We start from the raw sequence: 13,803 nt of genomic DNA, 5'->3' as shown, positions 1-13,803 counted from the left end.
ATGGATTTATGGAAGAAAGAAAACATGGATTTATGGAAGAAAGAAAACAATGAATCAAGATGTTATCCACAAGTTATTAACAATTTGTGGATAACATTATGTAAATTGATTATGGTAAAGTTCATATCAATGGATAAACATTATGTAAATTGATTATGGTAAAGTTCATATCAATGGATAAATGTGGAGAAAAAGAAAAACCACTAGATTTTGTATTTGAAAATTATATAGACACCAATTTTTGAAAAATATAAAATCACATTTTTCTAACTAAGCGTTTTATGATATGAAAACCCTTGATTTTAAAGGAAAAATTCAAAAAAAACTTGACTGTATGGGGTTATTTATTTATAATATGCAAGGACTTTGTAGGTATCTGTATGTGTTCGTTTGAGTCTGTTATAAACAGAGGAAACGAATGGATGTGGATAAATCATGGTCATAATAAATAAAGGAGGTGTGTAGATATGAAGATGACTTTCCAGCCTAAAAAGAGACAGAGATCAAAGGTTCATGGTTTCAGAAAGAGAATGAGCACTGCTAATGGCAGAAAGGTATTGGCCGCTAGACGAGCTAAGGGTAGAAAGAAATTATCAGCATAGGTCACAAGGTTGTGGCCTTTTTTAGTTTTTCTAATTTTCAATCAATGATTTGGTGGTTATGTTATGAGTAATTTTATTACGTTAAAAAACAGCAGAGAGTTTGGCAGTGTTTATAACACAAAGGATTCGGTGGCCAATAAATATTTAGTTATGTATCTGAGAGCCAACAGCTTGGAATACAATAGACTTGGAATCTCTGTTAGTAAAAAAGTTGGTAACAGTGTGGTAAGACACAGGGTAACCAGATTGATTAGAGAAGCTTATCGATTAAACAAAGACTGTATTTGCAGTGGTTATGACATTGTGTTCGTTGCCAGAGTAACAGCGAAGGACAAGGGGTATCATGAGATAGAAAGTGCTATGATGCATCTGTTCAGGCTGAAGAAGCTGACGATAGTCAGAGATGGTGAAAATTAAAAATGAAAAGAATGTTAATTGGTTTAATCAGATTTTATCAGAGGTATTTGTCCATGTTAAAAGGACATCCTACCTGCAAGTATTTTCCAACCTGTTCACAATATGCGATCGAAGCTTTGGAAAAGTATGGAGTGATAAAAGGTGGCCTCCTGGCTGTATGGAGAATACTTAGATGTAATCCTTTTTCTAAAGGAGGATATGATCCCGTTCCATAAAGGAGGACAAGATGTTTCTAACAGTAGAAGACGGTATGATCTTAGGACCGATATGTTGGTTATTCGGTAAGATTTTCGATCTGATGTATAAATTGATCGAGATTATCAGTAACAGCATGGGAATAGGATATGTTAATCTTAGTATCTGCGTTATCTTATTTACGTTTTTCATAAGAGCTTGTTTGTTTCCATTGAATTTCAAGCAGCAGAAATCTTCTAAGATTATGAGTTTTATCCAGCCGGAGATTAATAAGGCAACAAAGAAGTATAACAATAAAACAGATCAGGAATCCCTGATGAAGAAGCAGCAGGAGACACAGAAAATCCAGAAGAAGTATGGTGTAAGTCTTACATCCGGATGTCTGCCAACTCTGATCCAGCTTCCTGTATTCTACGGTCTGTATCGTGTTATCCAGAACATTCCTGCTTATGTAGGAGATATGAAGGATAAGTACCAGTATATTGTAGAAAGTATGCAGAAAGTGGCTATTGATAAGATTGATGCTTCTAAATTAAGTTCAATTAAGCTTGATTCTAGTGCAAATTATTATGATATCATCAATGCAGTAGCAAGTGATTCAGATGGCAGGGTATCTACAGCTGTTACAGCTTCCAATCAGATGATGGATGCAGTATCAAAAGGTAATCTTACAGATAATAAAGTTATCGATGTACTGGATAAGATATCCACACATGACTGGTCGCAGTTACAGGATATTTTTGGATTTACAAGTGGAAAAGAAGCAGATTATATTCATAACTTTGAAAATATGAACAGATTTTTATTTAATCTGAATATCGCAGATGCTCCCGGACTGAAGCTTTCAGCAGCACTGATCGTTCCAATCCTGTCAGCAGTATTGCAGTTTGTATCTTCAAAGATCAGCATGAGTGCTTCTAACACAAATTCAAATGATCCTACAGCAGCACAGGCAAACAGTATGATGAATATGATGACTTACGGTATGCCGCTTATGTCATTATTTATCTGTATTAATCTGCCAATCGCTATTGGTCTTTACTGGATCATAGGTTCTGTTATCACGATTATTACACAGCTTATTATCAACAATTATTATAAGAAGTGTGATAAAGAAGCAGTTCTTGAGAAATGTAGAGTAAAAGCAGCTAAGAAGCAGGCAAAGAAAGAAGCAAAGCATCCCGGTAAGAAGTCATTTTATGAGAAAATGATGGACGCTCAGAATGGTAATGTAAGTTCAGATAGCACCCAGTCTGAAAGTATTAACAAAATGGCATCTTCAAGACTGAAAAGTTATACGAATCCGACAGTTGATGAAGTGAAACAGTCAGAAAACAATGTTCATTACAAATCTGGAAGCATTGGTTCCAAAGCAAATATCATGCTTCAGTATCAGAATAAGAGTAATGATAAGGGAGGAAATAAATAATGGAGTTTGTAGAATTTAAAGGTAAAACTTTAGATGAGGCACTTATGCAGGCAAGCGTTGAGCTTGGATGTGCCAGTACAGACCTGGAATATAATGTAGTCAGTGAGGGAAGCACAGGTTTTCTTGGACTGATCGGTTCAAAGCCATTTGTCATCAGTGCCAGAAAGAAGAAAACATTTGTGGATGATGTAAGAGAATATCTTGAAACATTATTCAAGGCTATGGATATTCAGGCTGACATTAAGATCGAGTTTAACGAGACAGACAATCTTCTTGATATCGATGTAGAAGGACCGGAGATGGGAATTCTGATCGGTAAGAGAGGTCAGACATTAGATGCACTTCAGTATCTTATTAGTCTCGCAGTAAACAAAAAGAGCGACTCTTATATCAGAGTAAAGCTTGATACAGAGAATTACAGAGCAAGAAGAAAAGAAACTCTTGAAAATCTTGCCAAGAACATTGCATTCAAGGTAAAGAGAACAAAGCGTTCATTTGCACTTGAACCAATGAATCCTTATGAGAGAAGAATTATCCACGCTACTTTACAGAATGATAAGTATGTATCTACAAGAAGCGAGGGTGAAGAACCATATCGTAAGGTTATTGTATATTTAAAGAAATACGACAGAAATAACAAATAATAAAGTATTTTGCTAACAGATACTTGTATAAAAACAGAAAAACATATGTAAATATGAATTTCTGAAAAATATGATTTCCGGAAAATGAAAAATCAGGGTAACGGCTCTGATGAATCGGCTTCCGGAAATTTTTTTTAGGGATAGAAAAAAAGTATGTATAGGTGTATTATCTAAAAGTATGTTAGTATAAATAAAGTGATATGATAATATATGTTATTTGTTATGTCAGTGAATGATATATAGAATATTGATCAGATAGAAACAGGAGAAATCATATGCTTGTAAATGATACGATCGCAGCGATCGCAACCGGTATGGGAAATGCCGGGGTTGGTATTATAAGGATCAGTGGTAAGAATGCAGTTGAAGTTGCTTCAAAGGTGTTCAGGCCGGTAAATGAAGAGAAAAAAATAGAAAGCATGAAAAGCTACACAGCAGCATTTGGACAGGTATATGATGGTGATAAAGAGCTGGACGAGGGTATTCTGCTTCTGATGCGTGCTCCACATACTTATACTTGTGAAGATGTATGTGAGTTACAATGTCATGGCGGAATGGTTGTATTAAGGAATGTACTTGCTGCAGTAATTAAAAATGGTGCAAGACTCGCAGAACCGGGAGAATTTACCAAGCGGGCATTCTTAAATGGAAGGATCGATCTGTCACAGGCAGAATCCGTCATGGATCTGATCAGTGCCAAGAATGATTTTGCGGTGAAATCTTCTCTTATGCAGCTTCGTGGTGATCTGAAGAATCAGATCGTAGATATGAGAGAACAGATTTTATATAATGTAGCGTTTATAGAATCAGCACTTGATGATCCGGAACATTACAGTCTGGATGGTTACCCACAGAAACTACAGACAATTGTGGATAAGTTGGGTGATAATGTGGATAAATTACTGCAAACTTTTGATAATGGAAGGATCTTAAAAGAGGGAATCAAGACGGTTATCGTAGGTAAGCCAAATGCAGGAAAATCCTCACTTCTCAACATGTTTCTGGGAGAAAACAGAGCAATCGTTACGGATATTGCAGGAACGACAAGAGATACCTTAGAGGAAGTTGTCAACATAAATGGTATTATACTGAACATTGTGGATACAGCAGGTATCCGGGATACCGAAGATATTGTGGAAAAGATGGGTGTGGATAAGGCACTGGAATTTGCATCACAGGCAGATCTGATCTTATATGTGATCGATGGATCTGTACCGTTAGATGACAACGATAAGCAGATAATATCAGAGATTAAGGGCAAAAATGTTATTGCCATTATGAATAAAAATGACTTACAAACAGTTGTGGATAAAATGTGGATAACATGCGAGCTTGGTTGTGATATTGTAGAGTTATCTGCTTCTACAGGAGATGGAAAAGAAAAATTATATGATCTGTTAAATGACAAATTTTTTTCCGGCGAATTGGAGTATAATGACCAGTTGTACATTACAAATGCGAGACATAAAGAAGAACTGATGAAGACCAGAGAAAGCCTTTTAAAGGTAAGAGAAAGCATTGATATGGGTATGGAGGAGGATTTCTTCTCAATCGACCTGATGGATGCTTATGAACATCTGGGGCTTATTATAGGAGAAACGAACAGAGATGATCTTGCAGATAAGATATTTGAAGAATTCTGCATGGGTAAATAGGAGGATGGATAAATGCCAGTGGTTGAAGAAAATTATGATGTGGTAGTTGTGGGTGCCGGTCATGCAGGCTGTGAAGCTGCACTTGCTTCTGCCCGTCTTGGACTTGAAACAATTCTGTTTACAGTGAGTATGGACAGTGTTGCCATGATGCCCTGCAATCCAAATGTAGGTGGAAGCTCAAAAGGACACCTGGTAAGAGAACTGGATGCACTTGGTGGAGAGATGGGTAAGAATATTGATAAGACTTATATTCAGTCCAAAATGTTAAATGCATCAAAAGGACCTGCTGTTCATTCTCTTCGTGCGCAGGCAGATAAGTCAAATTATTCTCGTACAATGAAACATACATTAGAGAATACCGATCATCTGGTATTACGTCAGGCTGAGGTAACAGAGCTGATGGTAACAGATGGCGTTGTTAAGGGTGTTAAGACATTTTCCGGTGCAACCTATTATGCAAAGGCAGTTGTTCTCTGTACAGGTACTTATCTGAAAGCAAGATGTATCTATGGAGATGTCGTAAATCATACAGGACCAAATGGACTTATGGCAGCCAATTATTTGTCTGATTCCATGAAAGAAGCCGGAATCGGTATCCGCCGGTTTAAGACAGGTACACCTGCAAGACTGGATAAGAGGACAATCGATTTCTCTCAGATGGAGGAACAAAAGGGTGATGAGCATATCGTTCCATTTTCCTTTACAAATACAGAAGAAGATATCAAGCGGGATCAGGTATCCTGCTGGCTTTGTTATACAAATGAGGAGACACATGAGATAATTCGTGAGAATATCAACCGTTCTCCATTGTTTTCCGGTGTGATTGAGGGTACAGGACCAAGATACTGTCCTTCAATCGAAGACAAGGTTATGAAGTTTCCGGATAAGACGAGACATCAGATTTTTATAGAGCCGGAGGGTGAATTTACAAATGAGATGTATATGGGCGGAATGTCCAGTTCTCTTCCGGAGGATGTTCAGTATAAGATGATACGGAGCATGAAAGGACTTGAGAATGTCAGGATTGTAAGAAATGCTTATGCGATCGAGTATGATTGTATCAGTGCGATCAATTTGAAACATTCACTGGAATTTAAGAATGTGGAAGGTTTATTTGGCGCAGGTCAGTTAAATGGAAGCTCCGGTTATGAGGAAGCAGCAGCGCAGGGTCTTATGGCAGGTATCAATGCAGCCAGAAAGGTACTTGGAAAGGAGCCTGTTGTATTGGATCGTTCACAGGCTTATATCGGTGTATTGATCGATGATCTGGTTACAAAGGAGACAAAAGAACCATACCGTATGATGACTTCCAGAGCAGAATATCGTCTGCTGTTAAGACAGGATAATGCGGATCTTCGACTGACCGATATCGGTCATGAAATCGGTCTGATCGACGATGAGAGATATGAGAAATTCTGTCAGAAACGTACAATGATCGAAGAAGAAACAAAGCGTTTAAAAGAAACGATGGTTGGCGGAAACAGTAAGATTCAGGAATTCTTACGTTCTATGGAGACAACGGAGTTAAAGACAGCAGTAAGTCTTGCAGAGTTGATCCGCAGACCGGAGCTTTCTTATGAGAAAATTGTACCGATTGATCCGGACAGACATCCGTTGCCTGCGGATGTGATCGAACAGATTGATATATCAATCAAGTATGAAGGATATATCAAGAGACAGACAGAACAGGTACATCAGTTTAAAAAGATGGAAAAGAGGATGATCCCGGCTGATCTGAATTATGATGATGTATCGAATCTTCGAAAAGAAGCCAGACAGAAGTTAAAGGATATCAAGCCGGAAAATATCGGTCAGGCATCCAGAATCTCCGGTGTATCACCGGCAGATATATCTGTGCTGCTGGTTTATCTGAAGATGAAGCAGCATGACGGAGAGCCTGAAATTAAATAATAGAAGGGATATCACAATATGGATCGACTAAGTGAATTAGCAAAGAAGATAGATATTGAATTAATGATCATCAGTTAGAGCAGTTTCAGAGATATTATGAGCTTTTGGTAGAGTGGAATAAGGTTATGAATCTGACAGCCATCACAGAGAAGGAAGATGTCATTATAAAGCATTTTGCAGATAGTCTTCTGCTTGCAAAATATAAAAAGCTGGATGAATCTTTATCAGTCATAGATGTAGGGACCGGAGCAGGATTTCCCGGAATACCGCTTAAAATCGCTTTTCCGGGTTTAAAGGTAACATTAATGGATTCCCTGAATAAGCGTGTAAAGTTCTTAAATGAGGTTATCCGGACACTTGAGATGGACGATATAGAAGCTATTCACAGCAGAGCTGAGGATGGTGGAAGAAATGCACAGTATCGTGAGAAGTATGATCTTGCGGTATCAAGAGCGGTTGCAAATTTATCCTCTTTATCAGAGTTTTGTATGCCATTTGTTAAGACAGGTGGATATTTTATTCCATATAAGGCATCCGGACTGGATGAAGAGATACATGCAGGAAAAAAGGCGATTCGTATCCTTGGAGGACAGGTAGAGAATATCTTTCATACAACGATACCTGATACGGATATGGAGCGTTGCTTTGTATTTGTAAAGAAGATGGCAGCAACACCGGAGGAGTATCCAAGAAAAGCAGGAACAGCGACAAAGAAGCCTCTTGGAATGAAGGAAAAATAAAAAAGTATAGTAGAAATGAAAAATATATATAATATCAATGAAAGACATTATATAAAAATGGAGCAGGTATTTGTAAACCTGCTCCATTTTTATTAGGAAAATATACAGAAAAATGATCTGTTCGTTTTATTATCAAATGTTAGAATATTATCTTGTAGCACGAGTGTGCCGTTTTTCTTTACGTCTCTCTCGAATTTCTGTCTGTTTTTGTTTGATAGCTTCAACACCGTTTTTATCTATTGGTTTAATTGTTTTAACAACATAGTATTTTCCGTTATCAAGTGGTTTAAATTTTATCTTTCCACTGAAATAACCATGGTGCCAGCATTTCCCTGCACAGATGTAAGAAGACGGACTGTTTGAAAACCATTCAAGCCTCTTATTGATCTTCTTGTTACATTTGTAGCATCTTATACAGGCAATATCTTTATCGTCCATTGCTTCCTGCTTGCTTGAAAATTCTCTTGTAATGTATTCATACTGATTATTATGTATGGCTACAATTTCCTCTTCCTTTTTTGTAGGATGAATATACAGATCGAAGCTGTATAAATCTTTCAAATTTCTTGGATGCATCTCTTTTAAAACAAGAGCGGTATATCTGGCATCGTTTACAGCAGAATGAAAAGGTTCATCTTCCGGTATATTAAAATCTGCAACTGCTTTTTCCAGTTTACTGACGGTAGAACCGGTTGGGTCGACCATGTTTGCATATATCTGCTGAAGATTTAAAAATTTCAAAGGACGAGGAAGCTTGTCCATATAGTAGAAAGCCATATTTGTCTGTAATTCGGTAAGATCCATGGGACCCCAGGTACAGAAGATATAATCTTTACCGCACCATTCCAGAAATTCCGTACAGACTTCTTTAAATCCTCTTCCTTTTGCCAGATCCGTTTCATCATAATTTAAAATGGTTCTGATTTTTGAATGTAATTTTTTATAGATCCGGGGTTTTATCAAACTGGAGTATTCATCAATGATGCGATAGTTCTTATCTACTTTAACCGCACCGATTTCGATTATTTCAAACGGCATTCGGGGATGTTCTCCGATATGACCGGAATAACTTTGATTCCACTCAAGATCCATTACGATATAGTTCATGTGTATTGATCCTTTGATTTGTTATATGAAAATAACTGTCGTATACTTTCAAATTAATTTATATGCACTAAAATGCACCTGGCGGGATTCGAACCCACGGCCTTCCGCTTAGGAGGCGGACGCTCTATCCTGCTGAGCTACAAATGCAGAAGGGGAAAATATATAATAAACCCAACATTACTATGATACCCAAGAATGTAAGAAATGTCAATTTCTTAAAAAATAACATTTCCCTGGAGCCAGATTTCGCCTTTGAACCGGCGACCTGGAGCAGGTGTACCGAGCAGATCTTTTTCATTGATCGCTATAGCCATCAGCATTTCATTTGTTTCCACATTCAGAAGGTATACAGGTTCCTTTGTATAATCATTTTCGCACAGGCTGCAGTCCAGAATATTTCCTATGATAGAATAATGTTCTGTTTCAATGCCATATGGCATGAAATTCGTTTCTACGATAGAAAGGATATCTTCGTAATGTGCACGGCGACTTACCTGTGTATAGATATCCATATCATCTAATGTAAGGCTTTCCATGGCGGAACGGTCTCCTTGTCTGGCAGCTTCGATCAGTTTGTTTCGATTAACAGAGGAACATTTATGTTCTCTGTTTGCAGGTGGAAGCTGTTCAATATCAAGAATAACTTTACCGCTTGTTGACAGTCCGGACATATAAGCCTTAGTGATCAGATGGTTGGAATAGTTCATCCATTTTGTATTTGCATAATCAGAAATATTTGTCAGAAAGAAGATGAGTGTCATGCCCAGATTATAGTCTTCACAGACACCGGCATAGGATTCTTTATCACCATGTTTTTCTATATAGATCCGTTCCTGATTCATAATGAAAGAACTGCGGACATAGGGAAAATAGTATTCAAATGAAATGGTATTATCGATGTCCATTTCTCCGACAAGAGAGATACCGAAGTGTTTTCCAAAGTCCTTATTTAATTGAACCAGACGGGTGTCTGCATCAACAGTTACAATGTTTTTTGTTGTTGGGTTGGCAATGATCTCCTTTGTGATCGGAGTTAACTGCCGTCTGTTTTTAATGTCGGAAAATCCAATGGAACGTAAATAACTGTGCACACAGACACCTCCTTTCTGATTCTTAACTTATTTTACTATGGTCAAAAAAGTATATTTAATTAATAAATATGAAATTAAGCTTCAATCTTATCTTTTCCACCCATGTATGGACGGAGTGCTTTCGGAATTCTTACAGAGCCGTCTGCCTGAAGATTATTCTCAAGGAAAGCAATCAGCATTCTAGGGGGAGCAACAACTGTGTTGTTTAAGGTATGTGCAAGATACTTCTTACCGTCTTCACCCTTTACACGGATCTGAAGTCTTCTTGCCTGAGCATCACCCAGATTTGAGCAGCTCCTACTTCAAAGTATTTCTTCTGACGTGGAGACCATGCTTCTACATCCAGTGATTTAACCTTCAGATCTGCGAGATCACCGGAGCAGCATTCCAGTGTACGTACAGGAATATCAAGTGAACGGAAGAGATCAACGGTGTTCTGCCATAATTTATCAAACCACATTTTGCTTTCTTCCGGTTTGCAGACAACGATCATTTCCTGTTTCTCAAACTGATGAATACGGTATACACCACGTTCCTCAATACCATGAGCACCTTTTTCTTTTCTGAAACAAGGCGAATAGCTTGTAAGTGTCTTTGGAAGTTCTTCTTCCGGAATGATCTGATCGATGAATTTACCGATCATGGAATGTTCAGATGTACCGATCAGATAAAGGTCTTCGCCTTCAATCTTATACATCATGGCATCCATTTCTGCAAAGCTCATAACACCAGTAACGACGTTACTTCGGATCATGAAAGGAGGAACACAATAGGTAAATCCTCTGTCAATCATGAAATCTCTTGCGTAAGAGATAACAGCAGAATGAAGTCTTGCGATATCACCCATCAGATAGTAGAAACCATTTCCTGCTACACGTCTTGCTGAATCAAGATCCAGTCCATGAAGATGTTCCATGATCTCTGAGTGATATGGAATCTCAAAATCAGGAACAACCGGCTCACCAAAACGTTCAATTTCTACGTTTTCGGAATCATCTTTACCAATAGGAACAGATGGATCAATGATATTTGGAATTACCATCATGATCTCTTTTACTTTTGCCTGAAGTTCAGTTTCTTTTTCCTGTAATTCAGATAAGCGTTCTGCCTGTTCTGTTACCTGTTTTTTTACTTCTTCAGCTTCTTCTTTTTTGCCCTGTGCCATTAATGCACCGATTTGTTTGGAGAGCTTATTACGATTCGCTCTCAGATCGTCAGCCTCCTGCTGAGTTGTTCTTGCCTGGGCATCAAGTTCAATTACTTCATCAACAAGTGGAAGTTTGCTGTCCTGAAATTTGTTCTTAATGTTCTGTTTTACTACATCTGGATTCTCTCTTAAAAATTTAATGTCTATCATTTTTTGATATTCCTCCTGGTTCATATGGAATAAGGTTGTTTATACTTGTTCTCATATGCTTTTATATTTTCTTGACTATAGTCAATTATTATTATTTTTAATTATATTCAATTATAATTAATTGTATTTAATTGTTTTAAATCATTTTCAATTATATTTAATTGTTTTTTATTATGATTCATTATTCTTCTTCCATAATATCAGCAATCTCTTCATCAAGCGTTTTTGCACGTTCAATGGCTTCTTTTTCTTCATCAGAAAGAGCTACATAGGATTCACCTTTGATCAATTCTTTTGCATAAGCGAAGCATCCCTCTCTGGAATGCATACAATTTAAAACTACACCATTGTTACGACTGTCGAGAAATGCAACTGCGAAGCTAAGACTTCCGCCCATTCCCTCAAATGCATCATATTTGACTAATCCGATTTTGCTGATACATGCTGCAAGTGTTTCCTGGATCTCTTTGTGTTCTTTTGTAAGCCGCTTGGAATTGTTCTTCACAGCATCCATTTCAGCAAATCGATCCAATATAATTTCTTCCATATCACCTGCCGTTTTACCACTTAAAAGGCGTTTGATATCTTTATTTCTTTTCTTTATATTCGCCATAAGATAGAATACAAGTCCAAATAAAACGATGACGAGTACAAGAAGTATGATTAAAATAATGGCAGGGTCAATACCAATCTTATCTAGTAAAGAACTGTTCATTCTGATATTTCCTTTCCAATTATTCTCTGTGAATAGAATATAACATCTCTGTTATTCTTTCCAATTCTTCCTGAGAATAATAATTTATTTCAATTTTTCCTTTATCATTGTTTTTTGATTTGATTTCAATCTTTGCACCCAAAATATTTTTCAGACGGCTTTCAATATCATTGTAGAAGATAGAAAGATCTTTTGTGTCCACATTATTCTGTTTTGGTTCTTTTGGTGCACTAAGTAGTTTCTTGACATAGATTTCTGTATCACGAACACTTAATTTATTATCAAATATAAAGTTTGCAGCTTCTGTCTGTAGAGCAGCATCCTCAATCGGAATTAACGCTCTGGCGTGTCCGGTTGTCAGCTTGTCTTCTATGATCATTTGACGAACTTCATCACATAATTTCAGAAGTCGAAGAGAGTTTGCAATCGTTGAACGATTCTTTGAAACCTTTTCAGCTACTTCTTCCTGTGTAAGACTATATTCGTTGATAAGACTTTCATATGCCATTGCTTCTTCAATCGGATTCAGGTCCTCACGCTGAATATTTTCTATGAGAGAGATCTCCATAATTTCACGGTCTGTGTATTCTCGGATTACAACAGGTATTTCCTTTATTCCGGCCATCCTGGCAGCACGCCATCTTCTTTCACCGGCAATAATCTCATAGAATTTTCCTTTTTTTGTTACAATAAGAGGTTCTAACACTCCGTATTGTTTGATAGAATCAGCCAGTTCCTGTAAAGCATCTTCATCAAATTGCTTTCTTGGCTGTGATTGGTTTGGTTCAATCTGTGTTATTTTAATTTTCTGTTCTACTTCTTTTACAACTTCCTTCACAACTTCTTTTGTGACAGTTTTTGTTGTCCCACTGGAAGCAGATTTTGATTTACTCTTTGGTGGATCATTTGTAGGAATTAACTGATCCAGACCTCTGCCTAAGCCTTTTTTTACAGGCATTTTATTTCCTCCTGTGAGTCATTTGATTTCTTTCTATTTGTAATAATCATTTGCTATGACTTCATCAGCCAGCATCATATAATGTTCAGCTCCGGCAGATCGTGGATCATATGCAATGATTGGCATTCCATAGCTTGGGGATTCAGCCAGACGAACATTTCTTGGAATAATAGTGTTGTAAATATGCTGATTCAGATTTTGTTTTACATTATCTACAACCTGCATTGACAGATTGGTACGGGAATCGTACATGGTAAATACAATTCCTTCAATCGTAAGTAGTCTGTTTAATTGTTTCCGTATCAGATTAACGGTATAAATTAACTGGGATAATCCATCTAATGCAAAGAACTCACATTGAATTGGAACTAATACAGTATTGGCTGCTGTTAAGGCATTTACTGTTAACATTCCAAGAGCAGGAGGGCAGTCGATGATAATATAATCAAATTTACGTCTTACATTCTTGATATGGTTTTTAAGAATATACTGTGGATCTTCCACTGTAACAAATTCTACTTCTGCACCTGCAAGCTCTCTGCTGGCTGGGAGAAGATTCAGTCCTTTGATATCAGGGTAAACATCGATAAGCATACATTCGCCTAAATTGCAGTCACCGTTTAACATATCATAAACACTGTACTCAAGGGAATTCTTATCAACTCCAAGTCCACTGGTCATATTTCCCTGTGGATCCATGTCAATTGCTAAGACTTTCTTTCCTTTTTTTGCAAGACATGCCGCAAGATTGATTGCAGTTGTAGTTTTTCCTACGCCACCCTTCTGGTTGGCTATTGCGATAATTCTTCCCACTTGATATTCTCCTTTTTGTGTTTCACGTGAAACATTCTATATTTCCAATAATTGTTTTCTCTACATATGTGAACATATATATTATATAATAATAAAATAAAGTGATTATTAGCTAAAGAAGATATGTAGCTATTTCCTATATTCTTTTATTCATATAATATATATGATT

13 protein-coding genes, 1 tRNA gene and 1 pseudogene are annotated in these 13,803 nt (G+C 37.1%); 8 read left to right on the top strand and 7 right to left on the bottom strand.

Features of this window, described 5'->3' with window-relative positions:
- The first annotated feature begins 467 nt into the window (after window positions 1-467).
- The 8 genes from rpmH to rsmG all read left to right on the top strand — a co-directional run bounded on the left by rpmH (window position 468) and on the right by rsmG (window position 7,593).
- Window positions 468-602, top strand: coding sequence for a 50S ribosomal protein L34 (gene rpmH / locus DW959_RS13955; protein ID WP_004852723.1), 135 nt, complete (start codon window positions 468-470; stop codon window positions 600-602).
- 63 nt (window positions 603-665) lie between these two features.
- Window positions 666-1,019 carry a ribonuclease P protein component gene (gene rnpA, locus DW959_RS13950; protein ID WP_021944266.1) on the top strand — a complete coding sequence of 118 codons (354 nt, stop codon included), beginning with the start codon at window positions 666-668 and terminating at the stop codon, window positions 1,017-1,019.
- A 2-nt stretch (window positions 1,020-1,021) separates the two neighbouring features.
- Window positions 1,022-1,234: a membrane protein insertion efficiency factor YidD gene (gene yidD / locus DW959_RS13945; RefSeq protein ID WP_084770674.1), complete on the top strand. Its 213-nt coding sequence runs from the start codon at window positions 1,022-1,024 to the stop codon at window positions 1,232-1,234.
- Window positions 1,235-1,245: 11 nt separating this feature from the next.
- Window positions 1,246-2,643, top strand: coding sequence for a YidC/Oxa1 family membrane protein insertase (locus DW959_RS13940; protein ID WP_117784571.1), 1,398 nt, complete (start codon window positions 1,246-1,248; stop codon window positions 2,641-2,643).
- Window positions 2,643-3,287, top strand: a complete 645-nt coding sequence (jag, locus tag DW959_RS13935; RefSeq protein ID WP_118482950.1) for an RNA-binding cell elongation regulator Jag/EloR — start codon at window positions 2,643-2,645, stop codon at window positions 3,285-3,287. The genes DW959_RS13940 and jag overlap by 1 nt, the downstream gene beginning before the upstream one ends.
- A gap of 275 nt (window positions 3,288-3,562) precedes the next feature.
- Window positions 3,563-4,942 (top strand): tRNA uridine-5-carboxymethylaminomethyl(34) synthesis GTPase MnmE, encoded by a 1,380-nt coding sequence (gene mnmE, locus DW959_RS13930; protein ID WP_118482948.1) that lies wholly within the window; start codon window positions 3,563-3,565, stop codon window positions 4,940-4,942.
- A gap of 12 nt (window positions 4,943-4,954) precedes the next feature.
- On the top strand, window positions 4,955-6,853 hold the full coding sequence (gene mnmG, locus DW959_RS13925; protein ID WP_117807959.1) for a tRNA uridine-5-carboxymethylaminomethyl(34) synthesis enzyme MnmG: 1,899 nt from the start codon (window positions 4,955-4,957) through the stop codon (window positions 6,851-6,853).
- A 104-nt stretch (window positions 6,854-6,957) separates the two neighbouring features.
- Window positions 6,958-7,593 carry a 16S rRNA (guanine(527)-N(7))-methyltransferase RsmG gene (gene rsmG, locus DW959_RS13920; protein WP_243023416.1) on the top strand — a complete coding sequence of 212 codons (636 nt, stop codon included), beginning with the start codon at window positions 6,958-6,960 and terminating at the stop codon, window positions 7,591-7,593.
- A 147-nt stretch (window positions 7,594-7,740) separates the two neighbouring features.
- Here rsmG and DW959_RS13915 read toward each other — a convergent pair whose 3' ends face one another.
- The 7 genes and pseudogenes from DW959_RS13915 to DW959_RS13885 form a co-directional block, all read right to left on the bottom strand.
- Complete coding sequence (locus DW959_RS13915; protein WP_021944272.1) at window positions 7,741-8,700, bottom strand: 3'-5' exonuclease; 960 nt, start codon at window positions 8,698-8,700, stop codon at window positions 7,741-7,743.
- 73 nt (window positions 8,701-8,773) lie between these two features.
- Window positions 8,774-8,847 (bottom strand) — tRNA-Arg (locus DW959_RS13910).
- Between the two features lie 68 nt (window positions 8,848-8,915).
- Complete coding sequence (locus DW959_RS13905) at window positions 8,916-9,791, bottom strand: DUF3881 family protein (protein ID WP_021944273.1); 876 nt, start codon at window positions 9,789-9,791, stop codon at window positions 8,916-8,918.
- Window positions 9,792-9,865: 74 nt separating this feature from the next.
- Window positions 9,866-11,148: pseudogene (gene serS / locus DW959_RS13900) on the bottom strand (serine--tRNA ligase).
- A 181-nt stretch (window positions 11,149-11,329) separates the two neighbouring features.
- Window positions 11,330-11,863, bottom strand: a complete 534-nt coding sequence (locus DW959_RS13895; protein WP_021944275.1) for a DUF4446 family protein — start codon at window positions 11,861-11,863, stop codon at window positions 11,330-11,332.
- A gap of 19 nt (window positions 11,864-11,882) precedes the next feature.
- Window positions 11,883-12,821: a ParB/RepB/Spo0J family partition protein gene (locus DW959_RS13890; RefSeq protein WP_021944276.1), complete on the bottom strand. Its 939-nt coding sequence runs from the start codon at window positions 12,819-12,821 to the stop codon at window positions 11,883-11,885.
- A gap of 33 nt (window positions 12,822-12,854) precedes the next feature.
- On the bottom strand, window positions 12,855-13,634 hold the full coding sequence (locus DW959_RS13885; protein ID WP_021944277.1) for an AAA family ATPase: 780 nt from the start codon (window positions 13,632-13,634) through the stop codon (window positions 12,855-12,857).
- Between the last annotated feature and the right edge of the window lie 169 nt (window positions 13,635-13,803).

The sequence above is a fragment of the Clostridium sp. AM46-21 genome, from assembly GCF_003480025.1.
In the GTDB taxonomy this organism is placed as follows: domain Bacteria; phylum Bacillota; class Clostridia; order Lachnospirales; family Lachnospiraceae; genus Coprococcus; species Coprococcus ammoniilyticus.
The sequence above is the reverse complement of the archived record's forward strand: the minus strand, read 5'-3'. Positions and strand labels throughout refer to the sequence as shown.